Source organism: Micropruina glycogenica (genome assembly GCF_900289045.1).
Lineage (GTDB): Bacteria > Actinomycetota > Actinomycetes > Propionibacteriales > Propionibacteriaceae > Micropruina > Micropruina glycogenica.
The window spans coordinates 3286163-3303832 of the sequence record NZ_LT985188.1; the positions used below are offsets into that span (position 1 = coordinate 3286163).

General features: G+C 66.8%; 13 protein-coding genes. 5 read left to right on the top strand and 8 right to left on the bottom strand.

What is annotated here, in order from left to right; genetic code table 11:
- Positions 1-43: 43 nt before the first annotated feature.
- The 5 genes from MPLG2_RS15490 (at position 44) to MPLG2_RS15510 (ending at position 8372) form a co-directional block, all read left to right on the top strand.
- Positions 44-1606 carry a class I SAM-dependent DNA methyltransferase gene (locus MPLG2_RS15490; protein ID WP_231935688.1) on the top strand — a complete coding sequence of 521 codons (1563 nt, stop codon included), beginning with the start codon at positions 44-46 and terminating at the stop codon, positions 1604-1606.
- A 20-nt stretch (positions 1607-1626) separates the two neighbouring features.
- Entirely contained in the window at positions 1627-2772 is a 1146-nt protein-coding gene (locus tag MPLG2_RS18645; protein ID WP_158681263.1) for a restriction endonuclease subunit S, read from the top strand.
- Between the two features lie 115 nt (positions 2773-2887).
- Positions 2888-4648, top strand: a complete 1761-nt coding sequence (locus MPLG2_RS15500; RefSeq protein WP_105186925.1) for an ATP-binding protein — start codon at positions 2888-2890, stop codon at positions 4646-4648.
- Positions 4645-7827: a type I restriction endonuclease subunit R gene (locus MPLG2_RS15505; protein ID WP_105186926.1), complete on the top strand. Its 3183-nt coding sequence runs from the start codon at positions 4645-4647 to the stop codon at positions 7825-7827. The genes MPLG2_RS15500 and MPLG2_RS15505 overlap by 4 nt, the downstream gene beginning before the upstream one ends.
- Positions 7824-8372 carry a hypothetical protein gene (locus MPLG2_RS15510; RefSeq protein ID WP_105186927.1) on the top strand — a complete coding sequence of 183 codons (549 nt, stop codon included), beginning with the start codon at positions 7824-7826 and terminating at the stop codon, positions 8370-8372. Before MPLG2_RS15505 ends, MPLG2_RS15510 begins: the two co-directional genes overlap by 4 nt.
- A 112-nt stretch (positions 8373-8484) precedes the next feature.
- Here the strand turns inward: MPLG2_RS15510 and MPLG2_RS15515 are convergent, their stop codons facing one another.
- The 8 genes from MPLG2_RS15515 to MPLG2_RS15550 form a co-directional block, all read right to left on the bottom strand.
- Positions 8485-9132, bottom strand: coding sequence for a DsbA family oxidoreductase (locus MPLG2_RS15515; RefSeq protein ID WP_105186928.1), 648 nt, complete (start codon positions 9130-9132; stop codon positions 8485-8487).
- Between the two features lie 57 nt (positions 9133-9189).
- A complete protein-coding gene (locus tag MPLG2_RS15520; RefSeq protein ID WP_105186929.1) occupies positions 9190-9642 on the bottom strand; it encodes a hypothetical protein in 453 nt (150 codons plus the stop codon).
- Positions 9643-9824: 182 nt separating this feature from the next.
- A complete protein-coding gene (gene ppc, locus MPLG2_RS15525; RefSeq protein ID WP_197709975.1) occupies positions 9825-12662 on the bottom strand; it encodes a phosphoenolpyruvate carboxylase in 2838 nt (945 codons plus the stop codon).
- A gap of 28 nt (positions 12663-12690) precedes the next feature.
- Positions 12691-13338 (bottom strand): response regulator, encoded by a 648-nt coding sequence (locus tag MPLG2_RS15530; RefSeq protein WP_105186931.1) that lies wholly within the window; start codon positions 13336-13338, stop codon positions 12691-12693.
- A complete protein-coding gene (locus MPLG2_RS15535) occupies positions 13335-14444 on the bottom strand; it encodes a sensor histidine kinase (RefSeq protein WP_105186932.1) in 1110 nt (369 codons plus the stop codon). The genes MPLG2_RS15530 and MPLG2_RS15535 overlap by 4 nt, the downstream gene beginning before the upstream one ends.
- 13 nt (positions 14445-14457) lie before the next feature.
- Entirely contained in the window at positions 14458-14916 is a 459-nt protein-coding gene (locus tag MPLG2_RS15540; protein ID WP_105186933.1) for a hypothetical protein, read from the bottom strand.
- Positions 14917-14975: 59 nt separating this feature from the next.
- The gene (locus MPLG2_RS15545; RefSeq protein WP_105186934.1) at positions 14976-16442 is read right to left on the bottom strand and encodes an MFS transporter; all 1467 of its coding nucleotides are present in this window, start codon (positions 16440-16442) and stop codon (positions 14976-14978) included.
- Positions 16443-16455: 13 nt separating this feature from the next.
- On the bottom strand, positions 16456-17607 hold the full coding sequence (locus MPLG2_RS15550) for a mannonate dehydratase (protein ID WP_105186935.1): 1152 nt from the start codon (positions 17605-17607) through the stop codon (positions 16456-16458).
- Positions 17608-17670 lie beyond the last annotated feature (63 nt).

Below are 17670 nucleotides of genomic sequence, written 5' to 3' on the forward strand. Positions count from 1 at the left end.
CGTGCCACCTCGCAGAAAACAGAACCCACAGGCTCCCTCGACCATGAAGGAGCTGAAAGACACCCTCTGGAAAGCCGCCGACAAGCTGCGGGGGTCACTGTCGGCCAGCCAGTACAAAGACGTGATCCTCGGGCTGGTGTTTCTGAAGTACGTCTCGGACGCGTTCGACGAACGCCGCGAGACGCTGCGGGGTGAACTCTTGGCCGATGGCCTGGACGAGGCCGACGTCGAAGACCTGATCAAAGATCCGGACGAGTACCAGGGCTACGGGGTGTTTCTGGTGCCACCGGTGGCCCACTGGACTTACCTGGCGCAGCACGCGAAGGGAATGCCGGCCATCGGCGACCAACCGCCGCGCAGCATCGGTGCCCTTATCGACGCCGCCATGGACGCGTTGATGCGCGCCAACCCGAGCCTGTCGGGCACCCTGCCCCGGTTGTACAACCGCGACAACATCGATCAACGCCGGCTCGGCGAACTGGTCGACCTGTTCAACAGCGCCCGGTTCAGCCGGCAGGGTGAGCATCGAGCGCGCGACCTGATGGGCGAGGTGTACGAGTACTTCTTGGGCGCTTTCGCCCGGGCCGAGGGCAAGCGGGGTGGCGAGTTCTTCACCCCACCGAGCGTGGTGAAGGTGATCGTCGAGGTTCTGCAACCCAGCGGTGGGCGGGTCTACGACCCGTGCTGCGGTTCGGGCGGCATGTTCGTGCAGACCGACAAGTTCATTCGCGCCCACGACGGTGACCCCACCAACGTGCACATCTACGGCCAGGAGGCCAACGAAGAGACCTGGCGGCTGGCCAAGATGAACCTCGCCATTCACGGCATCGACAACAACGGCCTGGGCGCTCGCTGGGGCGACACGTTCGCCCGCGACATTCACCCCGGCGTGCTGATGGACTACGTGATGGCGAACCCGCCGTTCAACATCAAAGATTGGGCCCGCAACGTCGAAGACGTTCGCTGGCGTTACGGGGTGCCGCCGGCCACCAACGCCAACTACGCGTGGATTCAGCACATTCTCTCGAAGCTCAAACCGCAGGGCCAAGCCGGTGTGGTGATGGCGAACGGTTCCATGTCGTCGAACTCCAACGGCGAGGGCACCATTCGCGCCCAGATCGTCGAGGCCGACCTGGTGTCATGCATGGTGGCGCTACCCACCCAGTTGTTCCGCTCCACCGGCATTCCGGTCTGTCTGTGGTTCTTCGCCAAGAACAAGGGCGACCGCGCGGGTGAGGTGTTGTTCATCGACGCGCGCGAATTGGGGCACATGGTCGACCGCGCCGAACGAGCGCTGTCGGACGAGGACATCAAACGGATCGGTGGCACCTACCACGCCTGGCTGGGAACCTCGCCGGTGGAGCCTGTCGAGACCGAGACCTACGCGGACGTGCCCGGCTTCTGCAAGAGCGCGACCCTGGCCGAGATCAAAGAAGCCGACTACGCCCTGACGCCCGGACGGTACGTCGGTGCCGCAGAGGTCGAGGACGACGGGGAGGCCATCGGAGACAAGATCGAACGGCTTACCAAGGAGTTGCTGGCTGCGTTCGACGAGTCAGCGCGGTTGGAGAAGGTCGTGCGTGAGCAGTTGGGGCGCTTGTCGTGACTCTTGTGAAGCTGGTTTCCTTGGGCGAGCTTGGCGTTTCTGTGCTCGACTGCGAACATCGAACTCCTGCAGCGGTGGCAGCTGGCCATCCCTATATTGCCATCCCCGATATCGTGGGAGGCAGGGTCAACCTTGAGTCCGCTAGGCGCATTTCAGACGACGATCTGAGTTCTTGGACCCGCAAGACATTGCCACGAGAGGGCGATGTCATTGTGACCAGGCGGGGGCGCGTCGGTGATACCGCTCCCGTGCCGCCGGGCGTTGCCTGTGCAATCGGACAGAATCTTGTTTTGCTGCGTTCTAGCGGCGCAGCGATCCGCCAAGACTATCTTCGTTGGGCAACACGGGGGCCCATGTGGTGGGCCGAGGTGGAGCGGCTCATGAATGTAGGAGCGGTCTTTTCCAGCCTTAACGTGTCCGACGTTGCCCGACTGCGAATAGCGCCACACCCACTCAAGACCCAGCGAGCTATTGCCGAGGTCCTGGGCGCACTAGACGACAAGATCACCGCCAACGATCGAGCCCTGTCAGTCGGAGATTCGTTGGTGCGCGCTGACTTTGCACACCTGAGTGGCGAGCCGATCACTCTCCAAGACCTGGTGACCAGCGTTCGTGAGCAGGTAGATCCGACGTCGCGACCGGCGGCGACACCATACGTAGGCCTTGAGCATGTTCCGCGGCGAAGGATGTGGCTGCAGGAATTTGGTACCGCGAAGATGGTCGCCAGTGCGAAGTCGTCGTTTCAAGAGGGTGATGTGCTATTTGGGAAGTTGAGGCCCTACTTTCATAAGGTTGTGCGAGCACCTTCCTCGGGAATTGCTTCCACGGACATTCTTGTACTAAGGGCCAAACGGCCCGAACTAGCGGGACTGGCTCTCGCGGCGGCCTCGTCAGATGGTGCAGTTGCCGCAGCGACTGGAGCTGCCGATGGAACCCGTATGCCGCGGGCGAACTGGTCCGTCCTGAAGGAGGTGCTCGTCCCTTGGCCGGGTGAGACGGAAGCGGTGAGATTCAGTCGTCGTGTTGATGGCGTCGCACGCCTCGCTGCCGGACTTGCGGCCGAGACGCGTGCCCTGGGTTCCACCCGCGACGAACTCCTGCCGCTGCTGATGTCGGGCCGCCTCCACGTCAAGGATGCCGAGAAGGTGGTCGCGGAGGTCGTCTGATCGGTTACGTCGCGGTGGTCGCGGTTCGCTCCCTTGCGCGACTCTTTCACCGTGAGAGAGTCGTGAAAGAGTTAGCGAGAGAGTGCGAGAGTTGAGAGAGTGAAGTGAAATCGTCGTGGGAGTAGACGACAGTGTCGATGCGCTGGTCGATCGACTGCGCCGACTGGGGCTCGAACCCACCGACATCGAGGTGAAGGCGGGGGCCGGGGGACTGCCACGCTCCACGCCCGAAACGCTGAGCGCGTTCGCCAACGGGTCGGGCGGCACCCTGCTCATCGGCTTGTCTGAAGACGACGGCTTCCGACCGGTCCAGGGTTTCAACGCCGAGGGCGTCCGTGAGGCGCTCGCGCAAGCGTGCCACGACAAGATAGTTCCTCCGCTGCGGCTGCCCATTGAGATCGTGGAGTTCGAGGGGGCGCAGGTCGTCCGCGTCGACATCGAGGGGCTCGACCCGGTCGACAAGCCGTGCTTCGTCGAGGCCAAGGGCGAGTACTACGGCGCGTACATCCGTGGTGGTGATGGCGATCGTCGCCTGTCGCGGTACGAGGTCACCCAACTGTTGATGAACCGAACTCAGCCGACTTTCGACCTCGAGGTTCTCGCCGATGCGACTCTTGACGACCTGGATCGTGACCTCGTGCGGCAAACGCTCTCGCGAGCATCCCGGCGGGCACCGCGCACCGTCAAAGGGCTTGACCCTGGCCAGGCGCTGGTGCGACTCGGGGCCGCCCGGTTGGTGGACGGCGACGCGAAACCGACGATCGCGGGCCTGCTCAGCCTTGGGCAGCACCCTCAGCAGTTCTTCCCCCAACTGTTCATCTCGTTCGTCGCACTGCCCGGGCTCACCATGGGCGACACGGGGCTCGCGGGGGAACGCTTCCTCGACAACGTCACGATCGACGGGCCGATTCCGACCCTGCTCGAAGAGGTTGGCATCGCGCTGCGACGCAACATGAACACCGCAGCCGTGGTTCGTGGCCTCGGCCGCGAAGACCGCTACGACTACCCGCTCGAAGTCATCCGCGAACTGATCACCAACGCGGTCATGCACCGCGACTACAGCCCTGACGCGCGCGGAACCCAGGTGCAGGTCGAGCTCTACCCCGATCGACTCGTGGTGAAAAGCCCAGGCGGCCTGCATGGCAACGTCCGGGCCGACGACCTCGGTACGACAACCGTGACGTCCACATCGCGCAATGCGGCTCTGGCGAAGCTGCTGTCGGACGTTCCCACGTCAGAGGCGCCCGGCGAGACGGTGGTCGAGAATCGTGGCTCCGGCCTGGTGCGGGTGGTCGCCGCTCTGAGGCGAGCGGGAATGTCGCCACCGCGCTTCGAGGTGGAGCCGGGTCGGGTGACGGTGGAAGTGCCTCGCAACGCGTTGCTGTCACCTGACACCATCGACTGGATCGCATCGCTCGGGTACGCCGACCTCAGCGACGCGCAACACCTCGCCCTGGCGATGATGCGCAACTCCGGCGGTGCGACAGCGGCCATGCTGCGTGTGTGGGGCGTGGCGGCTGCGGAAGCCGGCTTGGCACTACGTGACTTGGTGGGTCGGGGCGTCGCCGAACGATCGGGCGGCAGGCGCTACGCCGTCTACCACCTGGCGGTTGGTGCGCAGAACACCGTTGGCCAGCCCGCCCTGGTCGGCCCGACGGGCGGTAGTGGCGACACGACCGACCAATGGGCGGTCTTGGAAGCGATCCGGGCCGGGCACCACACCACCGCTCAGATTCGACAGCAACTCGGCCTCAGCTACCCGACAACCATCAGACGCGTCAACGCACTGATCGAACAGGGGCTCATTCAACCCACCCGACCACGCAACAGCAGCCGACAAAGCTACCGGCTGACCAACCCCCAGGAGCAACCATGATCACCGAAGCCCAGTGGGAGGCGATCACCCTCGAACGACTCGCCGAGAACGACTGGCAGCATGTGCCCGGCAAAGACCTGCCGCCCAGCGCGCTCACCGGACGCGCCTCGTGGGGCGACCTGGTGCTGACCAGCAGAACGCTCGACGCCATGCGGCGACTGAACCCGCTGGTGCCGACCCAATATCTGGAACAGGCGCTCGCCGAAATCGTGGCACCGAAGTCGCAAGACGCCCTGGCCGAGAACTACCGGCTGCACGAGATTCTGGTGAAGGGGTACCGCGGCATCACGTTCACCGACGCTTCAGGCGTGGAACACAACCCGACCATTCACCTGATCGGCCCGCGGGTCGACGACAACGACCGGCTGGCGGTCAGCCAACTGACCATTCGGTCGCGCGAGGTGGAGCGCCGCTTCGACGTGGTGCTGTACCTCAACGGCCTGCCCGTGGTGTTCGTCGAACTCAAGCGAGCAGCGGCGCAAGCGGCCGGGCTGGCGTCCGCGCACGCCCAACTGAACACCTACCTGCGTGAGTTTCCGATGGCCTTTAGGTTCGCCGTGCTCACCATCATCAGCGACGGCATCACCGCCCGCTACGGAACGCCGTTCACGCCGTTGAACCACTACGCGCCCTGGAACGTCGACGACGACGGCCGGCGCGCGTCCCTCACCAGCGATCCGGACAACCTCAACCTGGGTGTCGAACTGGAGTACCTGATCGACGGCGTGTGCAACCCCGAACGGTTCTTGCAGTTGCAGCGCAACTTCGTGGCGTTCGACGCGGGCGGTGACGGGTTCGTCAAACGAATCGCCAAGCCGCACCAGTACTTCGCGGTCACCAAGGCCGTCGGGGCCACCGTGACGGCCGCCGAGACCAACGGCAAGGCCGGGGTGGTGTGGCACACCCAGGGCTCGGGCAAGTCGATGGAGATGGAGCTCTATGCCCACCTCGTTGCACAGCAGCCCAAGCTGAAGAACCCCACGTTGGTGGTTGTCACCGACCGCAACGAGCTGGACACCCAACTGTTCGAGAGCTTCAATCGATCGCGGCTGCTCGCCGAATCGCCCACCCGCATCGGCGATCGAGCCGAACTGCGGGCAGAGCTGAGCAATCGACAAACCGGTGGAATCTACTTCACCACCCTGCAGAAGTTCGGGCTTTCTCGTGAAGAGCGCGAGGCCGGGCTCGACCACCCGCTGCTCAGCGATCGGCGCAACATCATCGTGATCGTTGACGAGGCGCACCGCAGCCATTACGACCAGTTGGACGGATTCGCCCGGCGCATTCGCGAGGCGCTGCCCAACGCGACGTTCATAGCCTTCACGGGTACGCCCATCTCGTTCGCCGACCGAAACACCGTCGAGGTGTTCGGTGACGTGATCGACACCTACGACCTGACCCGTGCCGTCGAAGACGGCGCAACCGTTCCGGTCTACTTCGAGCCGCGCCTGATCACCGTCAAGCTCACCGGCGAGGTCACCGAAGAACAGCTGGACCTTGCCGCCGACGAAGCAACCGTCGGTCTCGATCAGGTGGAGCGGGAGAAGATCGAACAGTCGGTCGCCGTCATCAACGCCGTCTACGGAGCCCCCGCGCGCCTGGCCGAGTTGGCGGCGGACATTCTGCAGCACTGGGACGCCCGCAGCGACGCGATGCGTCCGTTCATCGAGTCGCCGGGCAAGGCGATGATCGTTTGCTCCACGCGAGAAATCTGCGCAGACCTCTACGAACAGATCGTCAAATTGCGCCCTGACTGGCACGACGACGCGGTCGACGCCGGCGTGGTCAAGGTCGTCTACTCGGGCTTGGCCTCAGACACAGAGCCCGTGATCAAGCATGTGCGCCGCGAAAGCCAGAACAAGGTGATTCAGGGCCGCCTGAAGGATCCCGACGACCCGCTGCAACTGGTGATCGTGCAGAACATGATGCTGACCGGTTTCGACGCCCCCCCGCTGCACACGCTCTACCTCGATCGTCCGATCAAGGGCGCCCTGTTGATGCAGACGCTCGCCCGGGTGAACCGCACCTTTCGCGGCAAGCCGGACGGTCTGCTGGTCGCCTACGCGCCAGTCGCCGAGCACCTGCGTGAGGCGCTGGACGAATACACCGAGGCAGACCGGGCAAGCCGCCCCGTCGGACGCAACGTGGACGAGGCCGCGGTGCTGGCTCGCTCGCTCATCGAGGCCCTCGACGTCGTGTGCTCGGGCTACCCGTGGCGAAACAAGCTGACGGGCGACACCCGCAGCTGGGTCAAGGCCGCGGTGGGCCTCACCAACTACTTGCGGTCTCCCACCTCGCCCGGCAACCAGGTTGCTGATGGCGAGGACGACCTGGCCACCCGGTTCCGCAAGCTGGCGAACCAGTTGGCGCGGGCCTGGGCCTTGGCGTCCGGGCAGGAAACGCTGGGGGACCTGAGCTCCGTGGCCCGATTCTACGAAGAGGTCCGGGTGTGGATGAGCAAGTTCGACGCCCAGGAGCGACAGGCGTCGGGGCGTCCGGTACCTGAAGAGATTCAGCGGCTGCTGTCGAGCCTGGTGGCCACGTCGACGGCGGCGGGTGAGATCGTCGACATCTACGACGCCGCCGGACTGCCGAAGCCGACGCTATCTGAACTCGGCCCCGACTTCGCCACCCGGGCGCAGAACGCGGCCAACCCGCACCTGGCCATCGAGGCGCTGCGTGACCTGCTGACCGAAGAGTCCGCCGCAGTTTCGCAGAACAACCTGGTGCGCCAGCGGGCGTTCTCGCAGAAGGTTCAGGAGTTGATGAACCGCTACACCAACCAGCAACTGACCTCGGCCGAGGTGATCGCCGAACTGATCGAGTTGGCCAAAGAGGTGGCTGCCGAGGGCAACCGAGGGCAGCGGTTCACGCCGCCGTTGTCATCGGACGAGCTTTCGTTCTACGACTCGCTGGCCACCAACGAGTCGGCCCTGACCGTTCAGGGCGAGAGCGTGCTCGCGCAGATCGCCCGCGAGCTGTGGGCGATTCTGCGCCGCGACGTGAAGACCGACTGGACGGTTCGCGACGACGTGCGAGCCAAGCTGAGGTCGTCCGTCAAGCGACTGCTGGTCAAGTACAAGTACCCGCCCGACGAGCAGCCCGAAGCGATTCGGCTGGTCATCGAGCAGTTGGAGAGCATGGCACCCCGCATGGCCGAAGAAGGAGCAGTCCGATGACCGAAGCGCCCAACGTTGATGAGTTGGCGCACCAGTTCAGCGATCGATTTGTGGGCCAGCCGGAGTGGATCGTCTACGCCTGGGGCGTGCTTGCGACGGCCGGCGTCGTACCGCCCGACGTCGACGAGATGCACTCCAACCTGACCGACCATTTGGTCACGGTGGCCGCGCTGGCCTATCTGGCGGAGGTGATCAACAACGAAGGTGCCGCTCAGGTGCCCGACATCACCGAGGGAGTCTTTCCGGTCGCTGACATAGACCTTGGCAGGTACGCCGAACGGCAGGGCGTCTACAGCGCTGAATGGCCGGAGAATGCCATCGACTTGGCGGCCGAGTGCGTGAAGAGTCGCATGCCTGCGGTGGCGCGAGCGCTGGCCGGTGAACTGACCCCGATGACTCTTTTCCTGAGCCTCTGGGCGCAACAAGAAGGGGTCGTCGACTATCCCCTGGACGATGAGACAGCGTTCTCGATCGGCAACTATGGCTTGTGCGGCGACAAGATGGTCGCCCACGACTGGTTGATGGGTGAGGTGCTGAAAATCTAGCGCGCTGACAGCTAGCCCAGTGTCACCCCGACGAAAACCGGGACCTCTAAGCGGTGAGCCGGTGGTGAGATCCCGGATCAGGTCCGGGAGGACGGTGGTCGGGCTGCGCCGGTTAGTCGCGGTCGTTCCAGGCGGCCTCGAGGGTGCGGCTGAAGGCTTCGGTGGGCTGCGCGCCCGCGATTCCGTAGCGCTGGTCGACCACGAAGAACGGCACTCCGGTGGCGCCGTAGGCGCGGGCCCGGGCGACGTCGGCCTCGACGTCGTCGTCGAATTCGTCGGTGCTCAGCACCTGATCAACACGCGCAGGATCGAGGCCGGCCGCGATGGCCGACTCGCGCAGCAGCGCGTGATCGGCGGGGTTCTGGGCGTCGACGAAGTAGTTCTGCAGCAGGCGTTCGTTGAGCGCGGCCTGGGCGCTCTGGCCGCCTTCGGCGAGTGCCAGGTGCAGCAGCCGGTGGGCATCGCGGGTGTTGGCGTGCGGAGCGTCCGCCTGGTTAAAGACCAGCCCCTCGCCGGCGGCCATCTGATCGACGCCGGCCATGTTGGCCAGCGCCTGTTCGGTGCTGATGCCGTACTTGCGGGCCAGCGCCGTCGGCACCTTCTCGGTGGGCTCGGTGGGGGCGTCGGGGTCGAGTTCGAAGGAACGCAGCACGACATCCACGTCGTCACGATGCTCGAAGTTCGCCAGGGCGGTCTCGAACCGACGCTTACCGATGTAGCAGAAGGGGCACACGACGTCCGACCAGATTTCTACACGCACGACGAAACAACCCCGGCGGGGCCGGGGTTGTTCCGTGCGAAGGGAACTCGTCGCGACTCAGTTGAAGAAGGACTGAACGCCCGACTTCTGCCAGCCGGTCCACGCCGAGGTGACGCCGTTGCTGGACACGCGGAGCCGGATCTTCTGGTACATCTCCTCTTGCCCCAGCTCGGTGTCGGGCAGGGTGCCGTAGAAGTAGATGTACTGGGTGCCGGCCGAGCTGAACGAACGGTTGTAGGTGGTGTGGCCGATCGTGTCGTCCGAGAAGGTGTCTTCTTCCATGCGGTACTGCTCGACGGTGGCCGTGCGGTTGGCCGAGCAGGTCACCTGGATCTTGTACTGCAGCACTTTCACCCCGGAGGTGTTGGTGTACGAGTACGTCGGCGTGTACGGCGTGGCGGTGCAGCTCGAGGTGCTGACGGCCTGTGCGGCACCGGCGAAACCGATGGCGGCGATGGCGGCGACGGCGCCACTGGCGGCGATCCGGCGGGTGTTCTTCTTGAGGGTCATGGCGACTCCTTTCACGAGCGGCTTATGCCTGCTTCCCCCTTGCGGGCTTCTTGCCCGCACACCAAGAATCGTCAATTGACTAGGGGGGACGCGTCTGCCGTCGGACAGGTTTCGCGACGTATGCCTGGGGGTATAGAGGATCTCGACAAGCTCGACCAACGGGGTCTCGACCAGCGAGGTGTCTAGCCGGTGTTGCGCAGACCGGCGGCCACGCCGTTGACCGCCAGCAGCAGGGCACGCTCCAACTGAGGGTCGCGGTCGCCGGCCCGCAGCCGGGCCAGCATGGCGACCTGCAGGTAGCTGACCGGGTCGAGGTAGGCGTCGCGCACGCTCAGCGTGCGCGCCAGGAGGGGCTGGCGCTGCAACAGCTCCGACTCGCCCGTGACCGCCAGCACCGCGTCGAGCGTGCGCTGGTGCTCGTCGACGATGGTGTCGAACACGTGGTGCAGGTTGCTGTCGACCAGCGAGTTCACGTAGTGCCGGGCCACGTCCATGCGAGTCTTGGTGAGCGTCATCTCGACGTTGCTGATGAACGTGCGAAAAAAGTGCCACTGCTCGTACATCTCGGCCAGTTGGTCGCCGTGCCCGGCCGCGACCGCCGCTTTCAGTCCGCTGCCCACGCCGAACCAGCCCGGCACGATCTGCCGCGACTGGGTCCAGCCGAACACCCACGGAATGGCCCGGAGGCCGCCCAGGCCGGCGCCGCTGTCGGGCCGCTTGGACGGCCGCGAGCCCAACTTCAGCGCACCCAACTGGTCCACCGGCGTCGACTGCCAGAAGTAGGCGGGCAGGTCGGGGTCGTCGACCAGGCCGCGGTAGGCGGCGAAGGCGGCGTCAGAGACGGTCTGCATGGTGGCGTCCCACTCGCGCAACTGCTCGTCGGGCTGGCGCGAGGTGAGGTGCAGGGTGCTGGCTTCGAGCACCGCGGCGACGGTGAGTTCGAGGTTCTCTCGGGCCAGCGCGGGCAGGGTGTACTTATCGCTGATCACCTCGCCCTGCTCGGTGACCTTGATCTGGCCGCGCAGCGAGCCGTACGGCTGGGCCAGAATCGCCTCGTGGGTGGGGCCGCCGCCTCGGCCCACCGTGCCGCCGCGGCCGTGGAACAGCCGCAACTGAACCCCGTGCTTGGCCGCCACATCGCGCAGCACCCGCTGTGCGCGGTGAATCTCCCACTGGCTGGTGGCGATGCCAGCGTCCTTGTTGCTGTCGGAGTAACCCAGCATCACTTCCTGCAGGTCGCCGCGCAGCCGCACGATCTCGCGATAGTTGGCGTCGCTCAGCAGCCGATCGAGAATCTGGCCCGCGGTGCGCAGTTCGGCCACGGTTTCGAGCAGGGGCACGAATCCGACGGTGGCCAGGCCCTCGGTGACGTCGACCAGCCGTGCCTGGCGGGCCAGCAGCACCGCGGCCAGCAGGTCGTCCGCGCCTCTGGTCATCGACACGATGTAGCTCTCGATCACGGCACGGCCGAACCGCTCGTGGGCCTCGCGAATCGCGTCGAACGTGGCCAGGGTGCGGGTGCCGTCGTCGTCGAGTGCCGGCGGCGACGGTGCTAACGGACGCCGGCGCCCCAGCTCGTCGCTCAACAGCTCGAACCGCTCGGCCGCGGTCAGGTCGGCGTAGGGCCGGTCGAGCTCTCCGACCCGGTCGAACAACTGGGCCAGCGCGTGGTGGTGCTTCTCGGAATGCTCCCGCACGTCCATGGTGGCCACGCCCAGCCCGAAAGCGCTCACCGTACGAATCAGGGTGGTGAGCCGGCCGTCGGCCAGCAACTCGCCCTGGTTGGCGATCAGCGAGGCGCGCACCACCTCGAGATCGGCCAGCAGGGCCGTGCTGCCGCGGTAGTCGCGACCCTCGCGGTGCGGCACCTCGTCGGCCAGCCGGCGCCGGGTGTTGATCAGCTTCTGTCGCACGCAGTGCAGCTTCAACCGGTACGGCTCTTCGACGTGAATGCGCCGGGTGTGCTCGTCGAGTTCGGGCAGGCGTGCCAGGTCGTCGTCCAGGCTCTGCTGCAGCTCGGTGGTGACCCGGCGCAACCGGCTGGAGGTCGACACCTCGGCGATCACGGCATCGAGGGCGTTCAGCACCACGCTGATGCCCACCAGGTGCTGCCGGTACAGCACGGCCAGCGTGGTGTCGGCGGTGACGTTGGGGTTGCCGTCGCGGTCGCCGCCGATCCAGTTGCCCAAGGCCAGCGGGTTGGCGGTGATGGGCAGGAACGCGCCCTGCTGGGCTGCCTCGTCGGCCAGGTCGTCGAGCAGCCCGGGCACCGTGTCGGCCATCAACGCGGCCCCGTAGAACAGAATGTTGCGGGCCTCGTCCTCGACGGTCGGCTGGTCGAGCCGCAACTCGTCGGTCTGCCACAGGGTCTCGATGACCTTCTTGAGTTGCCGGTCGCGGGCACGTTCGGCCCGCGGCGTCAGTTCGGCCGGAGCGGCCAGCAACGCGTCGCCGATCTGGCGCAGCTGGCTGAGCGTGGTGCGACGGCTGGCCTCGGTGGGGTGCGCGGTGAACACCGGACGGATCTGCAGCTTCGACAGCGCCGTGGTCAGCGCCGGAGCGCCGAGCTCGTCGGCCACCTTTTCAACGGCCTGCGCGAGCCACCCGGTGCCTTCGGGGCGGTCGTTCAACGCCCTGATGCGCGCCACCTGCTCGGCGATGTTGGCCAGGTGAAAGTAGGTGCGAAATGCGCGGATCAGGTTGACCGCGGTGGGCAGGTCGGCGGCGCTGAGCCGCTTGGTGAGTGCCCGCTGCGCCTTCTGGTCGCCGGCCAGCGCCTCACGCGACAGCCGTCGGACGTCTTCGATCTGGTCGACCAGTTCGGGCGCCTCTTGGCGGGCGAGGGTTTCGCCGAGCAGTTCGCCAAGGCGCCTGATGTCGCGCCGTAGCTGGGCGTCACCGGCTTCGTCGAGCAATCCGGGCGGGGCTGCGGGGTCGGTCGCGGCGTGGCCTCCTGAAGCGTCGGGAGCCGGGATGACGGCGTTGTCCGGACGGCAGAAGGCTAACGGGCGGGCCCTCACGGCCCCACTGTGTCTCGGTGGACGGCGCTCAGCTCGCCGTGACCAGGCCCGAGGTGAACGCCAGCGCGGTGGCCTGCGCACGATCGCGGCAGCCGGTCTTGAACAGGATCCGCGACATGTGGGTCTTGATCGTGCCGACCCCCACGAACAGGCGCTGCGCCATCTCGTGGTTCGACAGGCCGTCGGCGAGCAGGGCCAGCACCTCACGCTCGCGTGCGGTCAGCAGGCCCACCAGCGCGTCGGGCAGGCCGGGCCTGGGTTGGGCGGCCAGGGCGGCCAGCACGTGGCCGGCCACGGCCGGGTCGAGCCACACCTCGCCGGCGTGCACATGCCTGATCGCGGCGGGCAGTTGGTCGGGGTTGCGCTTCAGTACGTAGCCGGACGCTCCGGCGCGCAGCGCGTCGAGCACGTCGGGGTCGCCGTCGAACGTGGTGAGCATGAGCACCGGGGGAGCGGGGTCGGCGGCGCACACCGCGCGGGCGGCCTCGATGCCGCTCAGCCGGGTCATGCGCAGATCCATCAGCATCACGTCGGGGCGTGTGCGCTGCACGAGCGCGGCCGCCTCGTCACCGTCGGCGGCCTGGCCGACCACGCTCAGGTCGGGGTGGGCGTCGATCAGAGCGGCGATGCCGGCCCTGATCAGCGGCTCGTCGTCGACGATGGCGACGGTGATCACCGGGCACCCACCGGCACTCGGGCGGCCAGCCTGAAGCCGTCACCGTGGCTGCCCGAGGTGACGGCCCCGCCGAGTCCGCCGAGCCGGTCGGCCAGCCCGGCCAGCCCTCGTCCACCGGTTGCGGGCAGGTCGAGACGGCGGCCGGTCAGCGGCTGGTCGATCACGTCGATCACCAGTTCGTCGGCGCTCCAGGCCAGGTGCACCAGGCAGCGGGTGCCCGGCGGTGCGTACTTGAGCGTGTTGGTGATGCCCTCTTGCACCGCGCGGTAGGCGGCGTTCGACGCAGCCGCATCAAGGGTGTGCGGCGTGCCCGTCCAGGTGTGCACCACGTCGAGCCCGGCCGCCCGAGCCAGTTGGAGCAGGTTGGGCAGATCGTGCAGGGTGGGGCCCGCCGGCACGCCCGCGTTGCGCGGCATCAACCGCAGTGTGGCCTGAATCTCTTCCATCGCCTGACGGGCGGTGCGTTCGATGCCGTGCAACAGTTCGGCGTCGCCGCGTGCGGCGGCTCGCCCGGCCGCGGCCTGCACCAGCACCGTGGTGATGGTGTTCGCGACCCCGTCGTGCAGCTCGCGGGCCAGGGCCACCCGCTCGTCGAGCGCGGCCTGGACGTGCAGCCGCTCCTGCTCGGCGTGCCAGGCCTGCAACTGCCGGCTGCGGCGGCGCACGTGCCGTCCGAGTAGCCAGGCGGCCGCGCCGATGGCCAGGTAGCACAACGCACCCTGCGTCAGGCCGATCAGCTTGCTGTCGAACCACACCGACAGCGCCCACGCGTGCGCCAGCAGCGGCACGGCGGCCACCCAACCCCAGCGGGCCCGACGTGCCCCGGTGGTGGCGGCCACGGCGAACGTGGCGATCAGCAGGCCCGCGATCGGCTGCCATAGCGGCACCACCAGACTGACCAGCGAGAACCCGACCTGTACGGTGTACACGGCCACGGGACGGCTGCGCCGCCACCACAGGCTGGTGTGCACCACGACGGTGGCCAGTACCGGCAGCCAGATCGGCACGACGCTCCCGCCGAAGGCCTGCACCTCACCCGACCAGAACGTGAGGTCGATCGCGATCGCCGCAGCGACCACCGCTGCGTTGCGAACGGTGCGGTTCATCGGTGGTGGGCCGTCAGTTCGCGTGGCACATCGACAGCCAGGGGAACAGGAAGCACCACCCGCTGGCCGGGCTGCTGCCGGGCGGCATGGTGACCGGCAGCGGGGCTTTGGTGGGTGTGGTCAGCTCCATCGCCCACATGTCGGGGTTGGGTTGGTCGTTGATCTCGGCCGTGGCGAAGCCGCGCACGGTGCGCACGTCGGTGTGACCGGTGCCGAGTCGCACCCAGGCGAAGCCCACCTGGGTGGGCGTCGCGCCCGCCTTCAGCGCCGTGACGGTGTCGGGGCCGCCCAGCACGACGGTGTCTTTGACCAGATTGCCCGTGCCCAGCACCTCGACCCTGGTCGAACCCTCGCGCTTGCCGAACACGGCCACGAACACCGGCCCCGTGTGCGAGGCGGGCCCGGTGACGACCGGCCCGACTTTCAGTTCGAGGTCGGCCACGACCGCCTGAAACTTCGTGCGCTTCGCCATGGGAGGACTCCTTCGTGATCAGGTGACCTCAGGAGCCCTCCCTGCGACGCACTGATACCTCAGTTGACCCGAACCTCTTCGGGGGCGGGCAGGCCGAGCCTGGCGCGTTCTTTGCGGGCGAACGGCCCGATGATCGCCTCGCCCGGACGGGCGTCGTTCAGCACGGTCAGGTCGCGTCCGGCCGTCTCGGGCATCACGATCGCGGCACCGAGCGAGCAGATCGAGAAGAACCCGATCATGATCGCGATCGGCCACCACGAGCCGCCGGTGCCGACCACCAGGGCTGCCGCCACGACCGGGCCGATGCCGGTGGCGACGATGGCCGCCAGTTCTTTCGCCAGGGCGAGCTGGGTGAGCCGGGCCCGGGCGCCGAACAGCTCCGACATGGTGTTGTTCTCGAGCGAGGCCAGGGCCAGCACCGACGTCTGGTGAATGATGATGTAGCCGGCGAAGACCGAGTTCACGTTCTTGGTGGCGATCATGTAGATCATCGGCCCGGCCAGCAGCAGCGCGATGGACGACATCACGATGTACATCAGCTTGCGGCCCACCTTGTCGGACAGCCAACCGATGAACGGAACGGTGACGAAGCCGACCAGCGACGAGGTGATCACCACGCCGGTGCCCACGCTGGGCGCCAGCAGCAGCACCGCGGTGATGTAGCTGATCAGGTAGGTCTGCACCATGCCCGAGTTGCCGGCCTGGCCGAACCGCAGGAAGAAGCCTTCGAAGAACGCCCGGCCCTTACGCTCGTGCATCGCCTCGGCCAGCACGTTGTCGTGCTTCGCGGCCTCGTCGAGCTGCTCGCGACTGAGCGCCTCACCGTCGACCACGTCTGCGCGGCCCTCGAACACCGGCGATTCCTTCAGGTTTCGGCGCAGCCACACCGCGAACAGCATGATCAGCGACGACGCGATGAACGGAATGCGCCAGCCCCACTCGATCACCGCCTGGGTCGACAAGGTAGCGACCAGAACGCCCCAGATGGCCGAGGCGCCGAGGGTGCCGGAGTTGGTGCCCAGGGCGACCAGCGAGCCGACCAGGCCACGGTTGCGGCGGGGGGCGTACTCGGTGAGCATCACCGACGAGCCCGCGATCTCGGCACCGGCGCCGAAGCCCTGGGCCAGGCGCAGCACGACCAGCAGGATCGGTGCCAGGATGCCGACCTGATGGTAGGTGGGCAACAGGCCGATGGCGGTGGTCGCGATGCCCATCAGGGCGATCGTGTAGAACAGCACCTTGGTGCGGCCCACGCGGTCACCCAGCCGGCCGAAGTACCAGGCGCCAAGGGGGCGGCTCAGGTACCCGGTGGCGTAGGTGGCCATGGCAAGAATGATCGCCATGCCGGGGGCGTCGCTGGGAAAGAAGATGTCTTTGAACACCAGCGCCGCGGCCAGCGAGTAGAGCTGAAAGTCCATGAACTCCAGGGCCGTGCCGAGCCAGCCCGAAACGGCCGCCTTGGCGAGGTCTTTGGTGGTGCGCTGAGCGACACCCCCGGGTGGGGCGTCGGCGTGCGGTGCGGTCATTGCTTCTCCTTCATCATTGAGCGGATTTCTGCGGGTGGGTACTGCGGTTGGTGGTGGCGTCCCAGACGCCGAGCAGGTACTGAATGCCGAGTGCCCGGTCGTACAACCCGTAGCCGGGGCGGGGTTTATTGGTGGTGTTCTCGGTCCACAGATGCCGTCCGTGGTCGGGCCTGAGGTAGCCGGTGTAGCCGCCCTCGGCGTAGGCGCGCATCACGCCGACGGTGTCGACGTCGCCCTCGCAGGCGCGGTGGCCAACCTCGCTGAAGTCGCCGTTGGGGTAGTGCTTGACGTTGCGCACGTGCGAGAAGTGGATGCGCGGCAGGTAGGTGCGCACCGCCTCTTCGGCCCGGGGGGCTTGGGCGGCGTTGGCCGAGAACGAGCCCAGGCACAGCGTGAGCCCGTGGTGGGGGCTGTCGTTCAGCGACAACACCGTGCCCAGGTCGTCCATGGTCGAGACGACCCGCGGCCAGCCGAAGATGTCGAACGGCGGGTCGTCGGGGTGCACGCCGAGCTTGACGTCGAACTCTTCGCAGGTGGGAATGATCGCGTCCAGGAAGTACGCGTACGTGCGGTACAGGTCGGCGTGGGTGACGCCCTCGTAGGCGGCGTTCAGTTCACTGAAACTCGCCAGCCGTTCGGGTTCCCAGCCCGGCAGTGTCAGCCCGCCCGAGTTGGCCGCCATGTCGGCGATCAGCTTCTGGGGGGTGAGTCGGTCGACCACGGCCTTCTCGAAGTACAGGGCGGTGGAGCCGTCGGGCAGGGGGTGCCACAGGTCGGTGCGTAGCCAGTCGAACACCGGCATGAAGTTGTAGCAGACCACCTTCACGCCGGCCCGCCCGAGCCGCTCCAGAGTGGTGATGTAGTTGGCGATCGCCTCGTCGCGGCCCATGCCCAGCACGGTCTTGCCCAGCTTGATCGACTCGTGCACGTTGACCGACTCGACCACGTCGGCGTCCAGTCGTTTGGTCACCCCACGGGCGGCCGCCTCGTCTGAGATGGCTGCGATCTTGCCCATCTCTGCGGCGATCTCGGCCTCGCCCCACGCCTCGCCGGCCTGCTTGTGGTGCAGGCTCCACACGACGGTCTCGACACCCGGGATTTGACGAATGTCGTCGAGCGTCACGGTGTCGTTGCCGTCGCCGTACCAACGGAAACCCATCTTCATGCGCTGCACACTACCATGGTAGTGTGCATGAATGGAAGAGGGGTAGCTGTGCTGCATAATCGG